This window comes from Pseudomonas sp. NPDC089547, assembly GCF_050280665.1.
Lineage (GTDB): Bacteria > Pseudomonadota > Gammaproteobacteria > Pseudomonadales > Pseudomonadaceae > Aquipseudomonas.
This window is the reverse complement of record NZ_JBNNVS010000010.1, coordinates 58,814-81,880: the sequence shown is the minus strand read 5'-3', so window position 1 is coordinate 81,880 and position 23,067 is coordinate 58,814. Positions and strand designations below refer to the sequence as shown.

The window sequence follows — 23,067 nt, the reverse complement described above, 5'->3', positions numbered from 1 at the left end:
CTACTGATAAACACCGTAAACATAGCCAAGCCAAAGCTGCTGACAGGCTTGAACCAAAAGGTACGTGATCGGTTATTCCCGTCTGAGCTGGGGATACGTCGTCTTCCGAGATCACCGGTGAAAAAGGTAGGTCCTAACCCAGTCGTGTGACAGACAGGGAACGTGGTAAGCCCGTATCGCTGCCCTTTGGGCAGGTGAACCGTAAGGAACACTGTTGGCGGTGCGGGTATGGGATCGCAGAGAAAGCGAACGCCAGGTTGTAATGGCTTGGATAGGGGTTGGAACATCACCCCACGGGAAACCGGGCAGACTTCTGCGTGGTCTTCTGCCGCAATGACTCTGACTGAGACCGTCTCATCAACTTCAGGGCTGGCTTCATTGGCCCTTGATCTTCCAACCCTGACGGGGTGCATACGCCCCTCAGGGGTACGTGCGCCTTCCGCTCGGGTGGTATCACTTTGAGAGGAAAGCAGCATGAAAGAGCTCAGCCAGCAAGGTGAGCCTGCGCTTTCCGGCACTCCGCAACAATGGCACGACGTCGATTGGCGTCGGGTTCAACGGAATGTCCGGGAAATGCAGGTGCGAATTGCGAAGGCTTGTCGGGAAGGCAAATGGCGCAGGGTTAAATCCCTGCAACGAATGCTTACTCGCTCGAAGTCGGCCAGATACTTGGCTGTACGGAGAGTCACGGAAAATCAGGGAAGCCGTACGGCGGGAGTCGATAGGCAACTCTGGGACACACCCATCGCGAAATGGAACGCGGTTGGTCAGTTGAAGACGCGGGGTTACCGGGCTCGGCCACTACGGCGAGTCTACATCCCGAAGTCGGATGGACGGGAACGCCCATTGGGCATACCGACCATGACGGATAGGGCTATGCAAGCGCTGTACATGCTGGCCCTGTCTCCCATCGCCGAAACCCATGGTGATCCTAATAGCTACGGCTTCAGGATCGAACGTTGTACGGCGGATGCGATGGCGCAGCTCTTCCTGTGTCTTTCCAAACAGGCTTCCGCCTGTTGGGTTTTGGACGCAGACATCGAAGGGTTCTTCGACAACATCAACCACGAATGGCTGCTAAGGAACGCCCCTACGGATACCCGGATGCTTCAGCAGTGGTTAAAGGCTGGAGTCATCCACAAGGGGCAGTTGCACGCAACGGACGCAGGCACGCCACAAGGGGGAATTATCTCCCCGGTGTTGGCAAATCTGGCACTGGATGGTCTGGAAACACTCCTCAAGCAATACCTAGGAGTGGCAAGGGCGAAGAAACTGAAGGTGAATGTGGTGCGATACGCAGATGACTTCGTGATTACTGGCACCTCCTCGGAGGTGCTTGAGAACGAAGTAAAACCTTGGGTAGAACAGTTCCTCGCGACGCGAGGGCTGCGGTTGTCACTCAAGAAAACGCGTGTTGCTCACATCGACGAAGGTTTCGACTTCCTTGGATGGAGTTTCCGGAAATACGAAGGAACGTTACTGATCAAGCCGAGCAAGAAGAACGTTAAGGCGTTCTATAGCAAGGTTCGAGAGGTGATCGACTCTCACAAGACGGTGAGGCAGGGCGACTTGATCCAAATGCTAAACCCGATGCTGAGAGGGTGGGCTCTGTACCACCAGCCAGTAGTTGCCAAACAAGCGTACAGCCGTATGGACAACAGAGTGTTTATCAAACTCTGGCGGTGGGCAAAGAGGCGGCACCCAAACAAGTCCCTCGACTGGGTCAGGAAGAAGTATTTTCGGGCCTCAGGGGACAGGAAATGGGTGTTCGCGACCACAGTATTGGAGGAAAATGGGACGAAACGGGAGTTCGAGTTGTACTCGCTTGCGAGTACTCCGATCGAGCGGCACAGAAAGGTGAGTGGGGAATATAACCCCTACGATCCAGCCATGGAGGCCATGGGCGAGAAACTCCGGATGGACCGGATGCTGAATAAGCTGAAGTACCGGAAACAAATCGGAAATTTATTCGCCAGCCAGAACGGCCTGTGCCTGCTTTGCAAACAACCGATCACCAAGGAAACAGGGTGGCACGACCACCACATCATCCACCGGGCCGTAGACGGTGGTGACGCTTTGGCCAATCGGGTACTCTTGCATCCTAATTGTCACAACCAGCTCCACACGCGTGGTCTGCACGTGAGCAAACCGGCTTCCATTGGAAGCTTGGTGAAGGCTTGAGCCGTATGCGCTGAAAGGCGCACGTACGGTTCTTAGGGGGGAACTGGCCAGTAATGGCCGGTTCCCACCCGACTTTTCAACCGAACGCACAGTGACTGCCTGACCTTATGGCCATCTTGAACATTCTCGAATTCCCGGACCCGCGCCTGCGCACCATCGCCAAGCCGGTGACGGTGTTCGACGACGCCCTGCGTCAGCTCATCGACGACATGTTTGAAACCATGTACGAAGCGCCTGGCATCGGCCTGGCCGCGACCCAGGTCAACGTGCACCAGCAGGTTGTGGTCATGGACCTCAGCGAAGACCGCAGCGAGCCGCGTGTTTTCATCAACCCGACGGTTGAAGAGCTGACCCACGACATGGGCCAGTACCAGGAAGGCTGCCTGTCGGTACCGGGCTTCTACGAGAACGTCGACCGCCCACTGCGTGTACGGGTCAAGGCCCAGGACCGCGACGGCAAACCGTACGAGCTGGAATGCGAAGGCCTGCTGGCGGTATGCGTGCAGCACGAATTCGACCACCTCAACGGCAAGCTGTTCGTTGACTACCTGTCGCAGCTCAAGCGCGACCGGATCAAGAAGAAGCTGGAAAAGCAGCACCGCCAGCAAGCCTGATCCCCACCTTCCAGAAGGCTTGCTCCGGCAAGCCTTTTTCTTTTTTGAAGCGAGAACTCCATGCGCATCGTCTTTGCAGGCACTCCAGAGTTTGCCGCCGAACACCTCAAGGCCCTGCTCGACAGCCCGTACGAGATCGTGGCCGTCTACACCCAGCCCGACCGCCCAGCCGGCCGCGGCCAGAAGCTGATGCCGAGCGCGGTCAAGGCGCTGGCCGTGGCCCATGACATTCCGGTGTTCCAGCCACAGACGCTGCGCAATGCCGACGCTCAGGCTGAACTGGCCGCGCTCAAGCCAGACCTGATGGTGGTGGTCGCCTACGGCCTGATCCTGCCGCAGGTGGTGCTGGATATCCCGCGCCTGGGCTGCATCAACAGCCACGCCTCGCTGCTGCCACGCTGGCGCGGTGCGGCGCCGATCCAGCGCGCCGTGGAAGCCGGCGACGCCGAGAGCGGCGTGACGGTGATGCGCATGGAAGCTGGCCTGGATACCGGCCCGATGCTGCTCAAGGTAGTCACCCCGATCAGCGCCGACGATACCGGCGGCAGCCTGCACGACCGCCTCGCGCAAATGGGCCCGCCCGCAGTGGTGCAGGCCATCGCCAGCCTGGCCGACGGCTCGCTGCAAGGCGAGGTACAGGACGATGCCCTGGCCACCTATGCACACAAGCTGAACAAGGACGAAGCACGCATCGACTGGAGCCGTCCGGCCGTCGAGCTGGAGCGCCTGATCCGCGCCTTCAACCCATGGCCGGTGTGCCACAGCACCCTCGATGGCGAAAGCGTGAAAGTGCTGGCCGCCAACTTGTCCACAGGCAAAGGCGCGCCGGGCGAAATCCTTTCCGCCAGCAAGGACGGCCTGGTCGTCGCCTGCGGTGACCAGGCGTTGAGCCTGACCCGCCTGCAACTGCCTGGCGGCAAGGCGCTGAACTTCAGCGACCTGTTCAACAGCCGCCGCGAGAAATTCGCCGCTGGCAAGGTACTGGGCCAATGAACCCGCGCCTCGCCGCCGCCCGTGCCCTTGCCGCTGTACTCAGTGGCAAGGCCTCGCTGAACAGCTCGCTGCCGGCACAACTGGACAAGGTTGATGAGCGCGACCGTGGCCTGACCCAGGACCTGGCGTTCGGTACCGCACGCTGGCAGCCACGCCTCGACCTGCTGGCCGCGCAATTGCTGCAGAAGCCATTCAAGGCTGCCGATGCCGATGTGCAGGCGCTGCTGTTGGTGGGCCTGTACCAGCTGTTCTACACCCGTATTCCCGCCCACGCTGCCATCGGCGAAACCGTCGGCTGCGCCGACAAGCTGAAGAAGCCGTGGGCCAAAGGCTTGCTCAATGCCGTGCTGCGCCGCGCCCAGCGCGAAGGCGAAGCGTTGCTGGCCGGCATGGAGCGCGACCCGGTGGTGCGCACCGCCCACCCGCGCTGGCTGCAAAAATCGCTGAAGGCCTTCTGGCCGGAGCAGTGGGAAGCCATCTGCGCCGCCAACAACGCCCACCCGCCGATGATCTTGCGGGTCAACCGCCGCCACCACAGCCGCGATGCCTACCTGGCACTACTGGCTGAGGCGGGGGTTAGCGCCAGCGCTTGCCAATACAGCCGTGACGGCATCGTGCTGGCCGAAGCCTGCGACGTGCGCGGCCTGCCAGGCTTCGCCGAAGGCTGGGTCAGCGTGCAGGACGAAGCCGCGCAGCTGTCTGCCGACCTGCTCGAACTGGCCCCCGGCCAACGCGTGCTCGACGCCTGCTGTGCCCCCGGCGGCAAAACCTGCCACCTGCTGGAGGCCGAACCCGGCCTGGCCCACATGACGGCCATCGACCTCGAAGCCAAGCGCCTGACCCGTGTGCGGGAAAACCTCGACCGCCTGCAACTGGACGCCGAACTGATCGCCTGCGATGCCCGCGACACCGCCAGCTGGTGGGACGGCAAGCCGTTCCAGCGCATCCTGCTCGATGCCCCGTGCTCGGCCACCGGCGTGATCCGCCGCCACCCGGACATCAAGCTGACCCGCCAGGCCGACGACATTCCGGCCCTGGCCGCGCTGCAAGGCGAGCTGCTGGATGCCTTGTGGCCGACCTTGGAAGTGGGCGGCATGCTGCTGTACGCCACCTGCTCCAGCCTGCCAACCGAGAACACCGAAGTGATCGACGCCTTCCTGGCCCGCACCCCGGGCGCCCGTGAGCTGGACCTGGCCACCGAAGCCGGCCTGCGCCAGCCCCACGGCCGCCAGTTGCTGGCCCAGGAAGGCGGCCACGACGGTTTCTACTATGCCAAGCTGATCAAGATCGCCGCCTCACGCGGATAAGAAGAAAAGTAGGGAGTAGCGGATGAAGATCATCATCCTCGGCGCAGGCCAGGTAGGCGGCACGCTGGCAGAGCACCTGGCCAGCGAAGCCAACGACATCACCGTGGTAGACACCGACGGCGACCGCCTCCGCGACCTGGGCGACCGCCTGGACATCCGCACCGTGCAGGGCCGCGGCTCGTTGCCGACGGTGCTGCGCCAGGCCGGCGCCGACGACGCCGACATGCTGGTGGCGGTAACCAACAGCGATGAAACCAACATGGTTGCCTGCCAGGTGGCCTACTCGCTGTTCCACACCCCGACCAAGATCGCCCGGGTGCGCGAGTCTGCCTACCTCACCCGCGAAGAGCTGTTCGACAACGACCATATCCCGGTGGATGTGCTGATCAGCCCTGAGCAAGTGGTGACCAATTACATCAAGCGCCTGATCGAACACCCGGGCTCGCTGCAGGTGATCGACTTTGCCGAAGGCAAGGTGCAGCTGGTGGCAGTGAAGGCTTACTACGGCGGCCCGCTGGTCGGCCAGCAGCTGCGCCAGATACGTGCGCACATGCCCAACGTCGACACCCGCGTGGCGGCGATCTTCCGCCGCGACCGGCCGATCACCCCGCGTGGCGACACGGTGATCGAAGCTGACGACGAAGTGTTCTTCATCGCCGCAAAGAAGGACATACGCGCCGTGATGGGCGAACTGCGCCGCATTGACGAGACCAATAAACGCATCGTCATTGCCGGAGGCGGGCAGATCGGCGAGCGCTTGGCCGAAGCCATCGAAAGTCGCTACCAGGTAAAGATCATCGAAATGAGCCCGGCCCGTTGCCGGCACCTCTCCGATACCCTGGAAAGCACCGTGGTATTGCAGGGCAGCGCTTCGGACAAAGACCTGATGCTCGAAGAGAACATCGCCGATGCCGATATTTTCCTGGCCCTGACCAACGACGACGAAGCCAACATCATGTCGTCGCTGCTGGCCAAGCGCCTGGGCGCGGGCAAGGTGATGACCATCATCAACAACCCGGCCTATGTCGACCTGGTGCAGGGCGGTGATATCGACATCGCCATCAGCCCCCAGCTGGCCACCATCGGCACCCTGCTGGCGCACGTGCGCCGGGGCGACATCGTCAGTGTGCACTCGCTGCGCCGTGGCGCGGCCGAGGCTATCGAGGCGGTGGCGCACGGGGATTCGAAGTCGAGCAAGGTGGTGGGCAAAGCCATCGAGGACATCGCCCTGCCACCGGGCACCACCATTGGCGCGATCATCCGTGATGAAGAGGTGATGATCGCCCACGACGACACCATGATCGAGTCGGGTGACCATGTGATCCTGTTCGTTGTGGATAAAAAGCAAATTCGCGATGTGGAAAAGCTGTTCCACGTCGGCTTGAGTTTCTTCTAGGAGAAGAGGGCATGCGCGAATCGCTGGAAAAGATGCTGGCTAAGGGTGTAGATAACCCGCTGCTGCGGTTTGGCCTGGGTAAAGCCTGGCTGGATGAAGGCAATGGCACTGAAGCGGCGGTGCACCTGGCTCGGTGTGTTGAGCAGGACCCGAAGTATTCGGCGGCCTGGAAGCTGCTGGGCAAGGCGTATCAGTTGGTCGGTGACCTGGCGGCGGCGCGCAAGGCCTGGGAGGACGGGATCGTTGCGGCGCAGGCTCATGGGGACAAGCAGGCCGAGAAAGAGATGACTGTGTTCCTGAAGAAACTCAACAAAGCGTCAGGTTAACGAGGCCCCCTGTGGGAGCGGGCATGCCCGCGAATCAGGCGACGCGGTGGATGGCACCGGCTGCGCCGGTGTTCGCGGGCGCGCCCGCTCCCACAGGATAGGGTGAAAGGCTTAGTACCAGCGCGGCTCGCCAGCCGGGCGCTTCTTGAAGCGCTTCATGCTCCACATGTACTGGCTCGGGTATTCACGCACATAGCGCTCGACCACCTTGCTCATCGCCGCCGCCGACACGTTCACGTCGGTGCTGTACATCTCTTCTGGCGCAGCTTCCAGGAACACCTTGAAGCCCGAGCCATCCGGCAGCCGCAGGGCATGCAGGAACACCCCCACCGCCTTGCCGCCTGCCAGCATGTTCGGCACGAACTTGCTGGTCAGCGCCTGGGTACCGAGAAATGGCACGAACACGCCAGCCGATTCCGCCGGCTCCGGGTCGGCTGGAATACCCACCTGGCCACCCCGGCGCACTTCCTTGATCACGCTGAGAATGCCTTCCTTGGTCGAAGGCGCCACACGGTTGCCCATCTGCACGCGCTGCTCGCGCAGCAGGTCATCCACCGCCTTCAGCTTTGGCGGGCGGTAGAAGATGATCGGCTTGCACTGGTTGCAGTAGAAGTGGTTCAGCACTTCCCAGTTGCCCAGGTGGCTGGTGATCCCCACCACGCCCTTGCCCGAGGCCAAGGCCTGCTCCAGCACTTCCAGGCCGTGTACTTCCTTGACCAGCTCCAGCGAACGCTGCGGCGGCCAGATCCAGGCGCAGGCGCTTTCGACAAAGGATTTGCCGATATCCCGCAACGCCTGGCCCACCAGTTGCTCACGGGCAACCGGGTCCATTTCGGGGAAGCACTTGGCCAGGTTGATCCGCACCACGTTGCGCGAACCGTTAGGGATCTTCCACATCAGCCAGCCAATACCCGCACCGACGCGCTGCACAGCGCCCCAGGGCAGCTTGGCAAACAGGCGCAGCACCCCGACCATCAGGGCGCCCTTGAACTTTTCCACAGGCGAATTCCTTATTTCAGCAAGGCGCGCATTGTAACCCCTCAGCGCAACAAGGCGGCGTAGCGATCGCAATCGGTGGTGTGGTCCATGACCATGCCGGTGGCCTGCATGAAGGCGTAGCAGATGGTCGGGCCAACAAAGGTGAAGCCGGCTTTCTGCAGGGCCTTGCTCATGGCCTTGGCCTCGTCGGTGACTGCCGGCACCTCGCCACGCCCTTTGAAGTGGTTGATCTTCGGCTCACCACCGACGAACGACCACAACCATTCGGCAGGGTTATCCACAGCCAGCCAGGCCTGAGCATTGCGCCTGGCAGCCTTGAGCTTGAGACGGTTGCGGATAATGCCGGCATCTTGCATGAGTTCTTCGATACGTTCGTCACTCATGACGGCAAGTTGCGCCGGGTCAAAGCCGTACATGACCTGGCGGTAACGCTCGCGTTTGCGCAAAACAGTGATCCACGACAGCCCTGCCTGGAACCCTTCGAGCAAAAGCATCTCGAAGAGCAACGCCGGGTCGCGCTGTGGCGTTCCCCATTCCTGGTCATGGTAGGCCTGGTACAACGGATCGTCGGTACACCAAAAGCAGCGTGGCATAAGGCTCCAATGAGTAGAGGGCGAGGCGAATCAGGTTATACTCCCGCTCTTTACATCCGCATCCCCAGATACAGGTGAATTTCGTGAGCCAGCCTACGCCTGCCGTGCGTACCTTCCAAGACCTGATCCTCGCCCTGCAAAACTACTGGGCAGCTCAAGGTTGTGTGGTGCTTCAGCCCTACGATATGGAAGTAGGCGCCGGCACTTTCCACACCGCTACATTCCTGCGCGCCGTGGGTCCAGAAACCTGGAACGCCGCCTACGTGCAGCCTAGCCGTCGCCCTGCCGACGGGCGGTATGGCGAAAACCCCAACCGCCTGCAGCACTACTACCAGTTCCAGGTAGTGCTCAAACCAAACCCGGCCAACTTCCAGGAGCTGTACCTCGGCTCGCTGAAAGCCATTGGCCTGGACCCGCTGGTCCACGACATTCGCTTTGTCGAAGACAACTGGGAATCGCCAACCCTGGGTGCCTGGGGCCTGGGCTGGGAAATCTGGCTGAACGGCATGGAAGTGACCCAGTTCACCTACTTCCAGCAGGTAGGCGGCATCGAGTGCTACCCGGTCACCGGTGAAATCACCTATGGCCTGGAGCGCCTGGCCATGTATATCCAGGGCGTCGACTCGGTGTACGACCTGGTGTGGGCCGACGGCCCGTTCGGCAAAGTCACCTACGGCGATGTGTTCCACCAGAACGAAGTGGAGCAGTCGACCTACAACTTCGAACACGCCAATGTCGACAAGCTGTTCGAACTGTTCGATTTCTACGAAAGCGAAGCCAACCGCCTGATCAAGCTGGAGCTGCCGCTTCCGACCTACGAAATGGTCCTGAAGGCCTCGCACACCTTCAACCTGCTGGACGCCCGCCGCGCCATCTCGGTAACCGAGCGCCAGCGTTACATCCTGCGTGTACGTACCCTGGCCCGGGACGTGGCGCAAAGCTATCTGCAAGCCCGCGCACGCCTGGGCTTCCCGATGGCCACCCCTGAACTGCGTGACGAAGTGTTGGCTAAGCTGGAGGCTGCACAATGAGTGCTCAAGATTTCCTGGTAGAACTGGGCACCGAAGAGCTGCCACCTAAAGCCCTCGCCAGCCTTGGCGACGCCTTCCTGGCCGGTATCGAGAAAGGCCTGCAAGCCGCTGGCCTGAACTACACCGGCAAGCAGGTCTATGCCGCGCCGCGCCGCCTGGCCGTGCTGATTCGCCAACTGGACGTGCAGCAGCCTGACCGCAGCATCAACATCGACGGGCCACCCCTGCAGGCTGCTTTCAAAGACGGCGAGCCAACCCAGGCGGCCCTGGGCTTTGCCAAGAAGTGCGGCGTGGAGCTGGCCGAAATCGACCAGAGCGGCCCCAAGCTGCGCTTCTCCCAGCACATCCCAGGCAAGGCCACTGCCGGCCTGCTGCCAACCATCGTCGAAGACTCGCTCAATGACCTGCCGATTCCCAAGCGCATGCGCTGGGCGGCCAGCCGTGAAGAGTTCGTGCGCCCGACCCAATGGCTGGTGATGCTGCTGGGCGACCAGGTGGTCGACTGCACCATCCTGTCGCAACAAGCCGGCCGTGAATCCCGTGGCCACCGCTTCCACCACCCGGAAAACGTCACCATCACCACCCCGGCCAACTATGTCGAAGACTTGCGCAAAGCCTACGTGCTGGCCGACTTCGCCGAGCGCCGCGAGCTGATCAGCAAGCGCACCGCCGAGCTGGCCATGCAGCAGGAAGGCACCGCCATCGTGCCGCCGGCGCTGCTGGACGAAGTGACTGCCCTGGTCGAATGGCCGGTGCCGCTGGTGTGCTCGTTCGAGGAGCGTTTCCTCGAAGTGCCGCAAGAAGCCCTGATTACCACCATGCAGGACAACCAGAAGTACTTCTGCCTGCTGGACAGCGAAGGCAAGCTGCTGCCGCGCTTCATCACCGTGGCCAACGTCGAAAGCCGCGACCCGAAGCAGATCGTGCAAGGCAACGAGAAGGTCGTGCGCCCACGCCTGACCGACGCCGAGTTCTTCTTCAAGCAGGACAAGAAGCAGCCGCTGGAAACCTTCAACGAGCGCCTGAAGAACGTGGTGTTCCAGGCTCAGCTGGGCACTGTGTACGACAAGGCCGAGCGCGTTTCCAAACTGGCCGCCTTCATCGCCCCGCTGATTGGCGGCGACGCCCAGCGCGCCGGCCGTGCCGGCCTGCTGTCCAAGTGCGACCTGGCCACCGAGATGGTCGGCGAATTCCCTGAAATGCAGGGTGTTGCCGGTTACTACTACGCGCTCAACGACGGTGAGCCGCAAGACGTCGCCCTGGCCCTGAACGAGCAGTACATGCCGCGCGGTGCTGGCGCCGAGCTGCCGCAGACCCTGACGGGTGCTGCCGTGGCCATCGCCGACAAGCTCGATACCCTGGTTGGCATCTTCGGCATCGGCATGCTGCCTACCGGCAGCAAAGACCCGTACGCCCTGCGCCGTGCCGCCCTGGGCGTGCTGCGCATCCTGATCGAGAAGCAGCTGGACCTGAACCTGACCGGTGCGGTCGAGTTCGCGGTCAAGCAGTTTGGTGCCAAGGTCAAGGCCGCTGGCCTGGCCGAGCAGGTGCTGGAGTTCATCTTCGACCGCCTGCGTGCACGTTACGAAGACGAAGGCATCGACGTGGCAACCTACCTGTCGGTGCGTGCCCTGCAGCCAGGTTCTGCCCTGGACTTCGACCAGCGCGTACAGGCCGTGCAGGCCTTCCGCAAGCTGCCAGAAGCCGAAGCGCTGGCTGCGGTGAACAAGCGTGTGTCGAACCTGCTGAGCAAAGCCGAAGGCGCCATCGCCGAACAGGTCGAGCCAAAGTACTTCGATAACGCCAACGAGTTCTCCCTGTACTCGGCCATCCAGCAGGCCGACCAGGCCGTGCAACCGATGGCTGCTGCCCGCCAGTACAGTGAGTCGCTGGCGCGCCTGGCCGCCTTGCGTGACCCGGTCGATGCCTTCTTCGAGGCGGTGATGGTGAACGCCGAAGACGCCAAGGTACGTGCCAACCGTTATGCCCTGCTCAGCCGCCTGCGCGGCCTGTTCCTGGGCGTGGCCGACATTTCGCTGCTGGGGTAAGCCTTGAAACTGCTGATTCTCGACCGTGACGGGGTGATCAACCATGACTCCGACGCCTACATCAAGACGCTGGAAGAATGGGTACCGATCCCTGGCTCGGTCGAGGCCATCGCGCAGTTGAGCAAAGCGGGCTGGACCGTGGCCGTGGCCACCAACCAGTCCGGCATTGCCCGTGGCTATTACACACTGGCAACCCTCGAGGCCATGCACGCGCGCCTGCGCGCGCTGGTGGCCGAGCAGGGCGGCGAAGTGGGCCATATCGTGTATTGCCCGCATGGGCCGGATGAAGGCTGTGATTGCCGCAAGCCCAAGCCTGGCATGCTGCGGGCGATCGCCGAGCATTACCAGGTTGGCCTTGAGGGCGTCTGGTTTATCGGCGACAGCAAAGGTGACCTGGAGGCCGCCCTGGCCGTCGGTGCACAACCCGTGTTGGTAAAAACCGGCAAGGGCGAGCGGACCCTGGAAAAAGGTGTCCCTGAAACTACACTGATTTTCGACGATCTGGCTGCTATCGCCAGAGAACTAATTTAAACAGTGCGCCTTGGGGCGCACTTTTCTCAGGCGGGCATGCCCCGCAATGGTACAAGCCACTATGTCGATCCTGCAGGCGATCAGAATCTTTCTTTTTTACCTGCTGCTGGGCACCAGTTCGCTGCTGTGGTGCTCGCTGAGCTTCTTCGTCGCGCCATTCCTGTCGTTCCCCAAGCGCTACACGTTCATCAACGTGTACTGGTGCCGCTGCGCGCTGTTCCTGGTGCGTACCATCCTCGGCATCAACTACAAGGTCACTGGCGCCGAGAACGTGCCCAATGAGCCCTGCGTGATCCTGTCCAACCACCAGAGCACCTGGGAAACGTTCTTCCTTTCCCAGTACTTTTCGCCGCTGAGCCAGGTGCTCAAGCGCGAGCTGCTTTACGTGCCGTTCTTCGGTTGGGCCATGGCCATGCTGCGGCCGATCGCGATCAACCGCGACAACCCCAAGGAAGCGCTGCGCCAGGTGGCGAGCAAGGGTGACGAACTGCTCAAGCAGAAGACCTGGGTGCTGATCTTCCCGGAGGGCACCCGCGTGCCGTTCGGCACCGTGGGCAAGTTCTCCCGCGGTGGTACTGCGCTGGCCGTGAATGCGGGGTTGCCGGTGCTGCCGATTGCCCATAATGCCGGCAAATTCTGGCCGAAGACCGGCTGGGGCAAGCGCTCCGGCACCATCGAGGTGGTGATTGGCGAGCCGATGTACGCCAACGGCACCGGGCCACGGGCCATCGCCGAGCTGAACGACCGCGCTCAGGCGTGGAACGAAGCGACCCAGCGGGCCATGGGTTCGCTGCCGCCAGCAGAAGAAAAGCCGCAGGAGCAAATGGCCTGAGCATCTGTGGATAACTTGTGAGCAGTTTTTCGATAGAATGCTTGAAGTGATCGCTAAGTAATTGAATTAGCTGTTTATTTCAGCGTGTTACATTTTTCTGAAAAACGTGCATAAGTTTTTTTGTGGCATAAAAAAACCGGCTTTTACAGCCGGTTTTTTTGCGCCATGTGAACGGCCTCAGACCTTGTCGAGATCCACATCCTTGGTTTCTTTCAGGCAGAAGATCCCCACCACCAGGCTTATCCCGGTGACCAGCACCGGATACCACAGCCCGTAGAAGATATCACCCGTGTAAACCACCAACGCGAACGACACCGTTGGCAGGAAGCCACCAAACCAGCCATTGCCAATATGGTAGGGCAGGGACATCGAGGTATAGCGGATGCGCGTCGGGAACAACTCGACCATCACCGCAGCCAACGGGCCATAGGTCATGGTGGCGATCAGGATCATGGCCACGATCAATGCCACCACCATCACTTGGTTGACTTGCGCCGGGTCAGCTTTTGCCGGGTAGCCAGCCTTCTCGATTGCCGCTCGCATGGCGGTTTCGTCGAAACCATTGATGGCCTTGTCACCGATGTTTACCACCACATCACTGCCAGCCACGCTCACTGAACTGTACGGCAGGCCCTGCTTGACCAGGAAGGTCTTGACCTTGTCGCACGGGCTGTCGAAACGAGCCTTACCCACCGGGTCGAACTGGAAGGTACAGCCTTGCGGGTCGGCGGTAACCACGATCGGCGCCTGCCGGCTGGCAGCGTCGATCTGCGGGTTGGCGTAATGGCTCAGCGCCTTGAACAGCGGGAAGTACAGCACAGTGGCCAGCAACAGGCCGAGCATCAGGATCGGCTTGCGGCCGACACGGTCAGACAGCCAGCCGAAGAACACGAAGAACGGGGCACCGATCACCACGCTGATAATCAGCAGTGTGTTGGCCTGGGCCGGGTCCATCTTCAACATCTGGGTCATGAAGAACAACACGTAGAACTGCGCCGTGTAGAAGGTCACGGCTTGCCCGGCGTTGATGCTGAACAGGGCGGTAAGCACCACTTTCAGGTTCGGCCAGGAGGTGAACGACTCACGGATCGGCGACTTGCTGACCTTGCCTTGGGCCTTCATTTTCACGAACGCTGGCGACTCGTGCATGCTCATGCGGATCCAGGTGGAAATGGCCAGCAGTACGATCGACAGCAGGAACGGCAAGCGCCAGCCCCAGGTTTCAAACTGGTCGCCACTGATATAGCGGCTACCCAGCACCACCAGCAGCGACAGCAACAGGCCAAGGGTGGCGGTGGACTGGATGAAACCGGTGTAGAAGCCCCGTTTGCCCTGGGGCGCATGTTCGGCCACATAAGTGGCGGCACCGCCGTACTCACCGCCCAGCGCCAGCCCCTGCAGCATGCGCAGGATCACCAGAATGATCGGTGCAGCAATGCCGATGCTGGCATAAGTGGGCAACAGCCCCACGGCGAAGGTGGACAGGCCCATCAGCACGATGGTGACCAGGAAGGTGTACTTGCGGCCAATCATGTCGCCCAGGCGGCCAAACACCAATGCACCGAACGGCCGCACCAGGAAGCCGGCGGCAAAGGCCATGAGGGCGAAAATGAAGGCGGTGGTGTCGTTCACCCCAGCAAAGAACTGCTTGCTGATGACTGCTGCCAATGCACCATAGAGAAAAAAGTCATACCACTCGAAAACCGTCCCGAGCGATGACGCGAAAATGATCTTGCGTTCTTCACGGCTGCTGGAGCTGCTGGCTGCCGCACCCTGCTCTTGGATGTAATCCGACATCGTTGCTGTCCTCGGCCCGCAGGCCACAGTGATTATTCTTTTTGTTCCACTGTCGGCGGCTTTCGACCGCGAGCCGCCGGTGTTGCACGCACCCGGGTCAGGGGGTCGGTATTGCGTCTTCGTTCAAATAGGTCTGGGTAGCAGCTCCTTTGAGGATCAGTTGCGCCGCCTTCTCGGCGATCATCAGGGTGGGTGAACAGGTATTGCCGGAGGTGATCTGCGGCATGATCGAGGCATCGGCCACGCGCAGGCCGGGGATGCCGTGTACGCGCAGCTGGTTATCCACAACGTCCATGGCACCGTTGCCCATGCGGCAAGTACCGACGGGGTGGAAGATAGTGGTGCCGATCTGGCCGGCTGCTTCGAACAATTGTTCTTCGGTTTGCAGGGCCGGCCCGGGCAGGTACTCCTTGGGCGCGAATGCGGCGAGGGCCGGGGCCTGGACGATACGCCGGGTGAGACGAATGGAATCGGCAGCGACGCGCAGGTCCTGTGGGTCACTGAGGTAATTGGGATCGATCAGCGGCGTGCTGTTCATGTCGGTGCTGCGGATATCGATACGCCCCCGGCTGGCTGGGCGCAAGTTGCACACCGAGGCGGTGAACGCCGGGAACTGATGCAGCGGCTCGCCAAAACGCTCCAGTGACAGCGGCTGCACGTGGTACTGCACGTTGGCGGTGGCGTGCTCCGGGCTTGAAGGCACGAACGCACCCAGTTGGCTTGGCGCCATTGCCAGCGGGCCGCTGCGGTCATAAAGGTAACGCAGGCCCATGCCCATCTTGCCCCACAGGCTGTTGGCCATCTGGTTCAAGGTGCGGGTGTTGCGAATCTGGTAGATCAGGCGCAGTTGCAGGTGGTCCTGAAGGTTGCCACCAACGCCCGGCATGTCGTGGCGAACGGCGATGCCCAGGCTTTCCAGCAGTTGGCGCGGGCCGATGCCGGAGCGCTGCAGAATACCGGGTGAACCCACGGCACCCGCGCAGAGGATGATCTCGCGGCGCGTCGCGAACTCGTGCCAGGCGCCTTGCCAAAATGCTTTCACCGCCCGCGCCCGGGTATTGTTGAGTAGTACCTGATCTACCTGAACGCCGGTCAGCACGGTGAGGTTGGCGCGGTGCTTGATAGGTCGCAGGAAGGCTTTGGAGGCATTCCAGCGCACGCCACTACGCTGGTTGACCTGAAAGTATCCACAGCCTTGGTTGTCGCCGGTGTTGAAGTCGTCCACCTTGCCGATGCCGCTTTGCTCGGCAGCATCACGGAACGCATCAAGGATCGGCCAGCTGTAGCGCTGGCGCTCGACCCGCCATTCGCCTTCGCTGCCGTGGTGGTCGCTGGCGCCGGCAAAGTGGTTCTCGCTGGCCTTGAACAGCGGCAGTACATCTTTCCATGCCCAGCCGTCGTTGCCTTGCTCGGCCCAACGGTCGTAATCCGCTGCCTGGCCGCGCATGTAGATCATGCCGTTGATCGAGGAACAGCCGCCGAGCACCTTGCCGCGCGGGTAGCCCAGTGCGCGACCGCCAAGGCCAGCCTGGGCCTCGGTCTTGAAGCACCAGTCGGTGCGCGGGTTGCCGATGCAGTAGAGATAACCCACGGGAATGTGGATCCAGGGGTAGTTGTCGCGACCACCCGCTTCCAGCAACAAGACGCGGCAGGAGGGGTCGGCGGACAAACGATTGGCAAGCAGGCAACCGGCAGGACCGGCCCCTACGACCACGTAGTCAAAGACAGAATCGGCTGATGGCATGTGCAACCTCGGGCCTGATTATTATTCTTGTCCCGATCCATCTTAGTGAGTAATTTCGTGGAGGGAACACGAGATTTCACGCAGCCGCTGTGCGTTTTAGCACAGCGGTAAGCCTGTACCGGCCTCTTCGCGGGCTCGCCCGCTCCCACAGGGTTTCGCTGTACCTGTGGGAGCGGGCGTGCCCGCGAATGGGCTGGAACGAACTGCCACAAAGGATCAGCATGTTCGACTGGAACGATCTGCGGTTTTTCCTCGAGTTGCAGCGCAGCGGCCGCCTGCTTACCGCCGCCAAGCGCCTCAATACCACCCACAGCACCGTGGCCCGGCATATCGAGAGCATCGAGCAAAGCCTGGGCACCGCGCTGTTCGTGCAGCATGCCCAGGGCTACGAGCTGACCCCCTCGGGCCAGGCCCTGCTCAAACATGCCGAGGCCATGGAAAACGTCGCGCTACTGGCGCAGGAAGAAATCACCCAGGCAATCACTCCGCTGGGCAAGATTCGCCTTGGGGTGACCGAAGGCATCGGCATCATGTTCTTCACCCCGCGCATGAACGCATTGTTCGAGCGCTACCCCGGCCTTGAAGTGGAGCTGGTCGCCGTACCGCGCTTCGTCAGCATCCTCAACCGCGAAGCCGAAATCAGCATCCACCTGGAGCGCCCCAACGCCGACCTGCTGATTACCCGCAAACTCACCGACTATCGCTTGGCCTTGTACGCCAGCCCGGGCTACCTGGACCGCGCACCGCCCCTGCGCAACCGCGAGGACCTGGCCCGGCACAGCTGGATCGGCTACGTCGACGACCTGTTGTTCAGCCAGGAACTGCTGTTTCTCAACAGCTTCTGCCGGGCCCCGAGCGTGGTGTTTCGCAGTACCAGCGTAATTGCCCAACAGGCCGCTGCCCGCGCCGGGCTTGGCATCGCCGTACTGCCCAACTACATGGCCCGCCACGACCCGGCGCTGGTGCGCGTGCTGCCTGGCGAAACCATCCAGCGCAGCTACTGGATCTGCACCCGCCGCGAACTGCACAAATCGGTACGCCTGCGGGTGGTGTGGGACTACCTGCTGGCGCTTTGCGCGGCGGAACAGGACGAGCTGTTAGCTCAATAGCGCCTTGCCAGCCAGTAGCAACGCGGCCGCCCAACCGGCCATCGCAAACAGCTGTTGCAAACGCGGCCCGGCCAGCCTTACAGCCAATGGCCGCGCCAGCAGCAGGCCGATCACTGCGCCGACGGCGAACGGCGTGCCGACTTGCCAGTGCATCACACCCGCCAGGCTGGCACTGACCACGCTGCCGGTCGACACCAGGGCGATCACCGCCAACGAGGTGGAAACGATGCTGGCCATGCGCAGGTTGGTATAGCGGTTCAGGGCCGGGATGATGACAAACCCTCCACCCACCCCTAACAGGCCGGATAGCAGCCCGGACAAAGCACCCGTGAATGCCAGGGCGCGAGCGCAGGGTAGGGTCCAGCGCAAGCGGCCCTGCAAGGGGTTGAGTACACAGGGTTCGATGTAGCGATGGGCGTCATTGGCTTCGCCGCGCAATTCCTTGGCAGCCTTGCGCCAAATGCGCAGGCAGGCATATACCAGCACACCGGCGAACACCAACTGCAAGGGCGTATTCGGCAGCTGGTGAGCCAGCATCAATCCAAACGGCGCAGCTACTACGCCGATCAACGCAATGAACAGCGCCGCTCGATAACGCACCAGCCCCTGGCGCAAGCCCAGCACTGCACCAACCGCCGCTGCCATGCCTACTGCCAGCAGCCCGACCGGTGCAGCCTCGACCATCGACAGCCCCAAACCGAACACCAGCAACGGCACTGCAAGAATGCCTCCGCCAGCACCGGTCAACGCAAGCACCGCACCGATAACCGCGCCCAGTCCGGCGCCCAACAATTGATGTTCGATCACTGCCTACCCTCAGCTACCAGCGGCTGCGGGCGGGCCAGCCACTCGCGCCCCTTCAGCATGCCTTGCCAATACAACGGCGGCAGCGCCTGCGCCTTGAGCAACCAGGCCAGACGGGTCGGCTTGCGACCATCCAGCAACCAATTGGGGAAGCTCGGTGCCAGCTTGCCGCCATAGGTGAATTCGGCCAGCACAATCCTGCCGCGCTCAACTGTCAGCGGGCATGAGCCATAGCCATCGTACTGAGCCAGGGTTGGCAGCCTGCCCAGCGCCACCAGCACGTTGTTTGCCACTACCGGTGCCTGCTTGCGAGCAGCCGCAGCGGTCTTGGCATTGCTGGTATTGGCCACGTCACCCAAGGCATGGATATTGGTGTACTTGCGATGGCGCAGGGTATGCGGGTCGACATCGACCCAGCCGGTGCTGTCGGCCAATGGGCTTTCGCGAATGAAATCCGGTGCCACCTGTGGCGGTACCACATGCAGCATGTCGAAGGCTTCAGTGCGTGATTCGCTGCTGCCATCAGCCAAGGTGTGCACGAAGGTGGCACGCTTTCCAGAGCCATCCACGGCTACCAGTCGGTGGGAAAAGTTGAGATCCACGGCGTATTTTTCAATGTACTTCATCAGCGCGGGCACGTAGTCCGCCACACCGAACAAAACTGCACCGGCATTGAAAAAGCTGGCTTTCACCGCCCCCAGGTGGCCGTGACGCAGCCAGTGGTCGCACGACAGGTACAGCGCCTTCTGCGGCGCACCCGCACATTTGATCGGCATGGGCGGTTGGCTGAACACGGCGCGGCCTTGCTTGAGTTTCTGCACCAGCTCCCAGGTGTAGGGCGCCAGGTCGTAGCGATAGTTGGAGGTGACACCGTTACGGCCCAGGGTCTCACTGAGGCCATCGATGGCAGCCCAGTCCAGTTTGAGCCCGGGGCAGACGACCAGCTGTTCATAGCTGATGGCGGAGCCGTCTTCGAGGACCACCAACTGGCCCAGCGGGTCGAACCCCTGCACCCGCGCCTTGACCCAGCGCACACCGCGCGGGATGGTCGAGGCCATGGTGCGGGCAGTACTCGGGGCGCTGAACACACCGGCGCCGACCATGGTCCAGCCGGGTTGGTAGTAATGCACTTCGGCGGGGTCGATCAAGGCAACGTCCAGCGACGGGTCACGGCTGACCAGGCTGGAAGCAGTGGCGATACCGGCGGCACCGGCACCGACGATGACCACCTTGTGGTGGTCGGTATTGGCAGGGGACAACAAGGCAGGCATGGCGGTAAATCCTGGAAATCTGGTTATGGGGCAGGGCGGTTACAGCTTGTTCAGCGGAATCTTCAAATAGCTCACGCCGTTCTCTTCGGGCGCAGGAAGCTGGCCGCTGCGCATGTTCACCTGTACCGAAGGCAGGATCAGGACGGGCATGTCGAGGGTCTTGTCGCGGGCTTCACGCATGGCGACGAAACTGTCCTCGTCGATGCCCTGGCGAATGTGGATGTTGCTGGCGCGCTGCTCGGCCACGGTAGTGACGTACTGCATGTCGCGGCCACCTGGCAGGTAGTCGTGGCACATGAACAGCCGGGTCTGGTCGGGAAACGCCAGCAGACGACGGATCGAACGGTACAGGGTGCGGGCATCGGCCCCCGGGAAGTCGCAGCGGGCAGTGCCGTAGTCGGGCATGAACAGGGTATCGCCGACGAACACAGCGATCTCACCGGCGTCCTGGATCATGAAACTCATGCACGCTGGGGTATGCCCTGGGGTGTGCAGTGCACGGGCATGCAGGTTGCCAATATGGAAACCTTCCTCATCTTCAAACAACACGTCGAACTGGCTGCCATCACGGGCAAAGCCGGGCTCGGCGTTGAACAAGGCCCCGAACACTTTCTGCACCTGGGTGATATGCGCGCCGATGGCGGTATGGCCGCCCAGCTGTTCTTTCAGGTATGCCGCCGCGGAGAGGTGGTCGGCATGTACATGGGTTTCCAGCACCCACTGTACGTCAGCCCCCAAGGCCTTCACCCGGTCGATCAACTGGTCCGCCGAGGCGGTACAGGTACGCCCTGACTTGGGGTCATAGTCGAGGACGCTGTCGATCAATGCACACTTGCGGGTTTCGCCGTCCATGACCAGGTAGCTGATGGTCGAGGTCGCCTTGTCGAAGAAGGCTTCCACGTGAAGGTTGTTGCCGATGATCATCACGTTCTCCAATTTATTCCGCCACGCCCTAGTAGAGGCGTAGGCAGTGAATGGAGGTTTATCAAGATGCATGCCAGGCTTTTTCCAGTAGACGGGCCAACAAAGCCTGCCTTTTCTGGTGCCTGCCTGGCGAGTTGGCAGCGGTGTTGGCAGTCGACTGTCAGCCAATGGCAGTGTTTGGCAGTCCTTGTTACCCTGCGCCGGTCATCCAAACGGTGCCGTCATGCCTCAAGCCCAACCCCTCATCCTGGCTCTGGTGTCCTACCTTGAGCACGATGCCTTGCCCACCATCGTACTGGACACCGACTACAACATCCTGGCCGCCAACGCCGCCTACCGCCGCCAGTTCGGTCACCACGAACAAGCGCCGTTGGGCGAGAAGTGCCACAAGGTCTCGCATCACTACGCCGTGCCCTGCGACCAGGCCGGTGAGCATTGCCCGATGCGCAAGGCCTGGGACAGCAAATTGCCGGAGCGGGTATTGCACATTCATCACACCCCACGCGGCCCCGAGCATGTGGATGTCGAGCTACGCCCGATCCTGGATGAGCAGGGCAGGGTGGTGGCGTATGTCGAGCGCCTGACCACCATCACCCTCGCTTCGGCACAGCCTCAGGAACAAGGGCTGGTCGGCCGGGCGCCAGCGTTCAAGGTTGCACTGGCCAGCCTGCAACGTGCGGCACCAGCGCAGATTCCTGTGTTGTTGCAGGGGGAATCGGGAACGGGCAAGGAGCTGTTCGCCCGGGCAGTGCACATGGGTAGCCCCAGGGCCAATGGTCCGCTGGTAGTAGTCGACTGCACCGGCCTGACCGAGTCGTTGTTCGAGAGTGAATTGTTCGGTTACGAGAAGGGCGCGTTCACTGGCGCCAACCAGCGCAAGATCGGCCTGGCTGAGGCCGCGCATGGCGGCACCCTGTTCCTCGACGAAATTGGCGAAGTACCGCTGGGGATGCAGGTGAAGCTGTTACGCCTGATCGAGTCCGGTAGCTTCCGCCCGGTGGGCAGCCTGCGCACGGTGCATTCCGATTTTCGCCTGGTATCGGCGACGCACAAACCGCTCAGGCAGATGGTTGCGGAAGGTAGCTTCCGCGAAGACCTCTACTACCGCATCAGCGGTTTCCCGATTCGTCTGCCGGCGCTGCGCGAGCGAGTCGAAGACTTGCCGTTGCTGGCGCAGAGCCTGCTGCAACGCATGGCCGGCAAATCGACGCCCAGCTTGAGCGACGATGCCTTGCGGCAACTTGGGTTGCATGCGTTCCCGGGCAATATTCGCGAGCTGCGCAATATTCTGGAGAGGGCGCGGTTGTTTGCTGATGACGGGATGATTCGCCCGGAGCATTTGCCGGAAGACATTGGGCCAGCGTCAGTGGTGAATTCAGGCCGACGGCGCAATGACCTAGGGGAGTTGGCGCAGGCCCTTGAACAGTTCAAGGGCTCGCGCAGTGAGCTGGCGCTTCATTTAGGAATGAGCGAACGCACGCTGTATCGCCGCTTGAAGGCGCTCGGCCTTAACTAGGTACTGCCGACTGGCGCAGTCTTTTGTGGGAGCGGGCATGCCCGCGAACACCGGCAAAGCCGGTGCCATCCACCGTGTTGCCTGTTTCGCGGCGGTTCGACGCCTCGACACGCCCGCTCCCACAGGGACCGTGCCAACTTTTAGAACTGAGCAAGGGTCCACCTTTACCGGACCTTTACCTCTGTCCTGACATTAAACCGCCAAAACAGTGGTCTGATTGGTTAACCGTACAGAGGACCGCACCAAATGAAGAAAACCCTAACCGTGATCTGCGCCGCGCTCATGCTCAGCGCACCACTGGCCAGCTTCGCGCAGCCGGGCCCACCCGACCGTCATGATGGTGGCCCTTCGCACCAAGGCAACCCGCCGCATGGTCAACCGCAACAACAAGGCAGGCATGACAACGGCCGCGGTCCCGCTTACCGTGACCCGAACTTCCGCCCACAACAAGGCATGCCGGTACCCCACCAGCAATGGCAGCGTGGGCATGCTGTGGACCCGCACTACCGTGGTGACCGCTACTGGGTGACCGACTGGAAAGCGCGCCACCTTTACGCGCCACCGCGGGATCATCGTTGGTTGTACGTGAACGGCGACTATGTGCTGGTGGCAATTGCCAGTGGTGTGATCGTGAATATTCTCACCGGCTACTGAAGGCCTGTTCCACGTGGAACGTTGGCTCATTGCTAGGGGATTTCGCCAAATCTTGCATGCAGTCCCACGTTGGGACTACACTGCAAACCATGAAGATTATCGCCATCAGCCAGTTGAAGTTGTTTTGGGAAACATACCCAAAAGCCGAACAGCCATTACGCGCATGGGTGGACGAAACCAGGAATGCTGCATGGACAAGCCCTGATGCCATCAAGAGCCAGTACCGTAATGCAAGCATTCTGAAAGGTAGGCGCGTCGTCTTCAATATCAAAGGGAACGATTACAGGCTGGTGGTAGCCGTTGCCTACCGCTTTGGAGCGGTCTACATCAAATTTGTCGGCACGCACGAGGATTACGACAAAATCGACGCAAACACTGTGGAGATGGAGTGACCATT

At 61.6% G+C, this 23,067-nt stretch carries 21 protein-coding genes; 14 read left to right on the top strand and 7 right to left on the bottom strand.

The features are described from left to right. Window positions 1-474 precede the first annotated feature (474 nt). The 6 genes from ltrA to ACQKPZ_RS09680 all read left to right on the top strand — a co-directional run bounded on the left by ltrA (window position 475) and on the right by ACQKPZ_RS09680 (window position 6,817). Entirely contained in the window at window positions 475-2,181 is a 1,707-nt protein-coding gene (gene ltrA / locus ACQKPZ_RS09705; RefSeq protein WP_427537226.1) for a group II intron reverse transcriptase/maturase, read from the top strand. Window positions 2,182-2,288: 107 nt separating this feature from the next. Then, window positions 2,289-2,795 carry a peptide deformylase gene (gene def, locus ACQKPZ_RS09700; RefSeq protein WP_003260000.1) on the top strand — a complete coding sequence of 169 codons (507 nt, stop codon included), beginning with the start codon at window positions 2,289-2,291 and terminating at the stop codon, window positions 2,793-2,795. Between the two features lie 60 nt (window positions 2,796-2,855). Then, window positions 2,856-3,788 carry a methionyl-tRNA formyltransferase gene (fmt, locus tag ACQKPZ_RS09695; protein ID WP_427537223.1) on the top strand — a complete coding sequence of 311 codons (933 nt, stop codon included), beginning with the start codon at window positions 2,856-2,858 and terminating at the stop codon, window positions 3,786-3,788. Beyond that, window positions 3,785-5,095: a 16S rRNA (cytosine(967)-C(5))-methyltransferase RsmB gene (gene rsmB, locus ACQKPZ_RS09690; RefSeq protein WP_427537221.1), complete on the top strand. Its 1,311-nt coding sequence runs from the start codon at window positions 3,785-3,787 to the stop codon at window positions 5,093-5,095. The genes fmt and rsmB overlap by 4 nt, the downstream gene beginning before the upstream one ends. Before the next feature lie 22 nt (window positions 5,096-5,117). Continuing rightward, window positions 5,118-6,491 carry a Trk system potassium transporter TrkA gene (gene trkA, locus ACQKPZ_RS09685; RefSeq protein ID WP_391131882.1) on the top strand — a complete coding sequence of 458 codons (1,374 nt, stop codon included), beginning with the start codon at window positions 5,118-5,120 and terminating at the stop codon, window positions 6,489-6,491. An 11-nt stretch (window positions 6,492-6,502) separates the two neighbouring features. After that, window positions 6,503-6,817: a tetratricopeptide repeat protein gene (locus tag ACQKPZ_RS09680; protein ID WP_427537218.1), complete on the top strand. Its 315-nt coding sequence runs from the start codon at window positions 6,503-6,505 to the stop codon at window positions 6,815-6,817. 111 nt (window positions 6,818-6,928) lie between these two features. Here ACQKPZ_RS09680 and ACQKPZ_RS09675 read toward each other — a convergent pair whose 3' ends face one another. Both ACQKPZ_RS09675 and ACQKPZ_RS09670 read right to left on the bottom strand, forming a co-directional pair. Next, entirely contained in the window at window positions 6,929-7,816 is an 888-nt protein-coding gene (locus ACQKPZ_RS09675) for a lysophospholipid acyltransferase (RefSeq protein ID WP_201200344.1), read from the bottom strand. A 41-nt stretch (window positions 7,817-7,857) separates the two neighbouring features. Then, window positions 7,858-8,409: a DNA-3-methyladenine glycosylase I gene (locus ACQKPZ_RS09670; protein ID WP_427537215.1), complete on the bottom strand. Its 552-nt coding sequence runs from the start codon at window positions 8,407-8,409 to the stop codon at window positions 7,858-7,860. A gap of 83 nt (window positions 8,410-8,492) precedes the next feature. On the opposite strand from ACQKPZ_RS09670, the gene glyQ reads away from it, so the two are divergent. Genes glyQ through ACQKPZ_RS09650 form a run of 4 tightly spaced genes read left to right on the top strand, consistent with a single transcriptional unit; the run spans window position 8,493 to window position 12,851 of the window. After that, the gene (glyQ, locus tag ACQKPZ_RS09665) at window positions 8,493-9,440 is read left to right on the top strand and encodes a glycine--tRNA ligase subunit alpha (RefSeq protein ID WP_003253126.1); all 948 of its coding nucleotides are present in this window, start codon (window positions 8,493-8,495) and stop codon (window positions 9,438-9,440) included. After that, a complete protein-coding gene (gene glyS, locus ACQKPZ_RS09660; RefSeq protein ID WP_427537212.1) occupies window positions 9,437-11,488 on the top strand; it encodes a glycine--tRNA ligase subunit beta in 2,052 nt (683 codons plus the stop codon). The genes glyQ and glyS overlap by 4 nt, the downstream gene beginning before the upstream one ends. Before the next feature lie 3 nt (window positions 11,489-11,491). Beyond that, window positions 11,492-12,019 carry a D-glycero-beta-D-manno-heptose 1,7-bisphosphate 7-phosphatase gene (gmhB, locus tag ACQKPZ_RS09655; protein ID WP_391131871.1) on the top strand — a complete coding sequence of 176 codons (528 nt, stop codon included), beginning with the start codon at window positions 11,492-11,494 and terminating at the stop codon, window positions 12,017-12,019. 46 nt (window positions 12,020-12,065) lie between these two features. Further along, a complete protein-coding gene (locus ACQKPZ_RS09650) occupies window positions 12,066-12,851 on the top strand; it encodes a lysophospholipid acyltransferase family protein (protein ID WP_427537209.1) in 786 nt (261 codons plus the stop codon). A 177-nt stretch (window positions 12,852-13,028) separates the two neighbouring features. Here ACQKPZ_RS09650 and ACQKPZ_RS09645 read toward each other — a convergent pair whose 3' ends face one another. Continuing rightward, entirely contained in the window at window positions 13,029-14,648 is a 1,620-nt protein-coding gene (locus tag ACQKPZ_RS09645; RefSeq protein WP_427537206.1) for an MFS transporter, read from the bottom strand. Between the two features lie 97 nt (window positions 14,649-14,745). Continuing rightward, entirely contained in the window at window positions 14,746-16,392 is a 1,647-nt protein-coding gene (locus tag ACQKPZ_RS09640) for a GMC family oxidoreductase (protein WP_427537203.1), read from the bottom strand. A 221-nt stretch (window positions 16,393-16,613) separates the two neighbouring features. Here ACQKPZ_RS09640 and ACQKPZ_RS09635 point away from each other — a divergent pair, with 221 nt between their 5' ends. After that, window positions 16,614-17,501, top strand: coding sequence for a LysR family transcriptional regulator (locus ACQKPZ_RS09635; protein WP_427537200.1), 888 nt, complete (start codon window positions 16,614-16,616; stop codon window positions 17,499-17,501). Here ACQKPZ_RS09635 and ACQKPZ_RS09630 read toward each other — a convergent pair. From ACQKPZ_RS09630 to ACQKPZ_RS09620, 3 genes are read right to left on the bottom strand one after another with little or no spacing between them, the layout of a single operon-like run. Next, window positions 17,490-18,308 (bottom strand): sulfite exporter TauE/SafE family protein, encoded by an 819-nt coding sequence (locus ACQKPZ_RS09630; RefSeq protein WP_391131860.1) that lies wholly within the window; start codon window positions 18,306-18,308, stop codon window positions 17,490-17,492. The two genes, ACQKPZ_RS09635 and ACQKPZ_RS09630, sit on opposite strands and share 12 nt — an antisense overlap. Further along, window positions 18,305-19,576 (bottom strand): NAD(P)/FAD-dependent oxidoreductase, encoded by a 1,272-nt coding sequence (locus tag ACQKPZ_RS09625; RefSeq protein ID WP_427537197.1) that lies wholly within the window; start codon window positions 19,574-19,576, stop codon window positions 18,305-18,307. The genes ACQKPZ_RS09630 and ACQKPZ_RS09625 overlap by 4 nt, the downstream gene beginning before the upstream one ends. 39 nt (window positions 19,577-19,615) lie before the next feature. Further along, entirely contained in the window at window positions 19,616-20,500 is an 885-nt protein-coding gene (locus ACQKPZ_RS09620; protein ID WP_391131856.1) for an MBL fold metallo-hydrolase, read from the bottom strand. Window positions 20,501-20,723: 223 nt separating this feature from the next. Here ACQKPZ_RS09620 and ACQKPZ_RS09615 point away from each other — a divergent pair, with 223 nt between their 5' ends. From ACQKPZ_RS09615 to ACQKPZ_RS09605, 3 genes are all read left to right on the top strand, one after another. Continuing rightward, entirely contained in the window at window positions 20,724-22,016 is a 1,293-nt protein-coding gene (locus tag ACQKPZ_RS09615) for a sigma-54 interaction domain-containing protein (RefSeq protein ID WP_427537194.1), read from the top strand. 246 nt (window positions 22,017-22,262) lie between these two features. Further along, a complete protein-coding gene (locus tag ACQKPZ_RS09610) occupies window positions 22,263-22,670 on the top strand; it encodes an RcnB family protein (RefSeq protein WP_391131852.1) in 408 nt (135 codons plus the stop codon). A gap of 89 nt (window positions 22,671-22,759) precedes the next feature. Further along, on the top strand, window positions 22,760-23,062 hold the full coding sequence (locus ACQKPZ_RS09605) for a type II toxin-antitoxin system HigB family toxin (protein ID WP_427537191.1): 303 nt from the start codon (window positions 22,760-22,762) through the stop codon (window positions 23,060-23,062). Window positions 23,063-23,067 lie beyond the last annotated feature (5 nt).

What these genes read in the sequence shown, in the direction of transcription:
- ACQKPZ_RS09670 (WP_427537215.1), bottom strand. Translation starts at nt 8,409, where the DNA reads ATGCCACGCTGCTTTTGGTGTACCGACGATCCGTTGTACCAGGCCTAC.
- glyS (WP_427537212.1), top strand. Translation starts at nt 9,437, where the DNA reads ATGAGTGCTCAAGATTTCCTGGTAGAACTGGGCACCGAAGAGCTGCCA.
- trkA (WP_391131882.1), top strand. Translation starts at nt 5,118, where the DNA reads ATGAAGATCATCATCCTCGGCGCAGGCCAGGTAGGCGGCACGCTGGCA.
- ACQKPZ_RS09610 (WP_391131852.1), top strand. Translation starts at nt 22,263, where the DNA reads ATGAAGAAAACCCTAACCGTGATCTGCGCCGCGCTCATGCTCAGCGCA.
- ACQKPZ_RS09650 (WP_427537209.1), top strand. Translation starts at nt 12,066, where the DNA reads ATGGTACAAGCCACTATGTCGATCCTGCAGGCGATCAGAATCTTTCTT.
- def (WP_003260000.1), top strand. Translation starts at nt 2,289, where the DNA reads ATGGCCATCTTGAACATTCTCGAATTCCCGGACCCGCGCCTGCGCACC.
- ACQKPZ_RS09620 (WP_391131856.1), bottom strand. Translation starts at nt 20,500, where the DNA reads ATGATCATCGGCAACAACCTTCACGTGGAAGCCTTCTTCGACAAGGCG.
- ACQKPZ_RS09615 (WP_427537194.1), top strand. Translation starts at nt 20,724, where the DNA reads ATGCCTCAAGCCCAACCCCTCATCCTGGCTCTGGTGTCCTACCTTGAG.
- ACQKPZ_RS09680 (WP_427537218.1), top strand. Translation starts at nt 6,503, where the DNA reads ATGCGCGAATCGCTGGAAAAGATGCTGGCTAAGGGTGTAGATAACCCG.
- ACQKPZ_RS09635 (WP_427537200.1), top strand. Translation starts at nt 16,614, where the DNA reads ATGTTCGACTGGAACGATCTGCGGTTTTTCCTCGAGTTGCAGCGCAGC.
- fmt (WP_427537223.1), top strand. Translation starts at nt 2,856, where the DNA reads ATGCGCATCGTCTTTGCAGGCACTCCAGAGTTTGCCGCCGAACACCTC.
- ACQKPZ_RS09605 (WP_427537191.1), top strand. Translation starts at nt 22,760, where the DNA reads ATGAAGATTATCGCCATCAGCCAGTTGAAGTTGTTTTGGGAAACATAC.
- ACQKPZ_RS09625 (WP_427537197.1), bottom strand. Translation starts at nt 19,576, where the DNA reads ATGCCTGCCTTGTTGTCCCCTGCCAATACCGACCACCACAAGGTGGTC.
- ACQKPZ_RS09645 (WP_427537206.1), bottom strand. Translation starts at nt 14,648, where the DNA reads ATGTCGGATTACATCCAAGAGCAGGGTGCGGCAGCCAGCAGCTCCAGC.
- ACQKPZ_RS09640 (WP_427537203.1), bottom strand. Translation starts at nt 16,392, where the DNA reads ATGCCATCAGCCGATTCTGTCTTTGACTACGTGGTCGTAGGGGCCGGT.
- ltrA (WP_427537226.1), top strand. Translation starts at nt 475, where the DNA reads ATGAAAGAGCTCAGCCAGCAAGGTGAGCCTGCGCTTTCCGGCACTCCG.
- rsmB (WP_427537221.1), top strand. Translation starts at nt 3,785, where the DNA reads ATGAACCCGCGCCTCGCCGCCGCCCGTGCCCTTGCCGCTGTACTCAGT.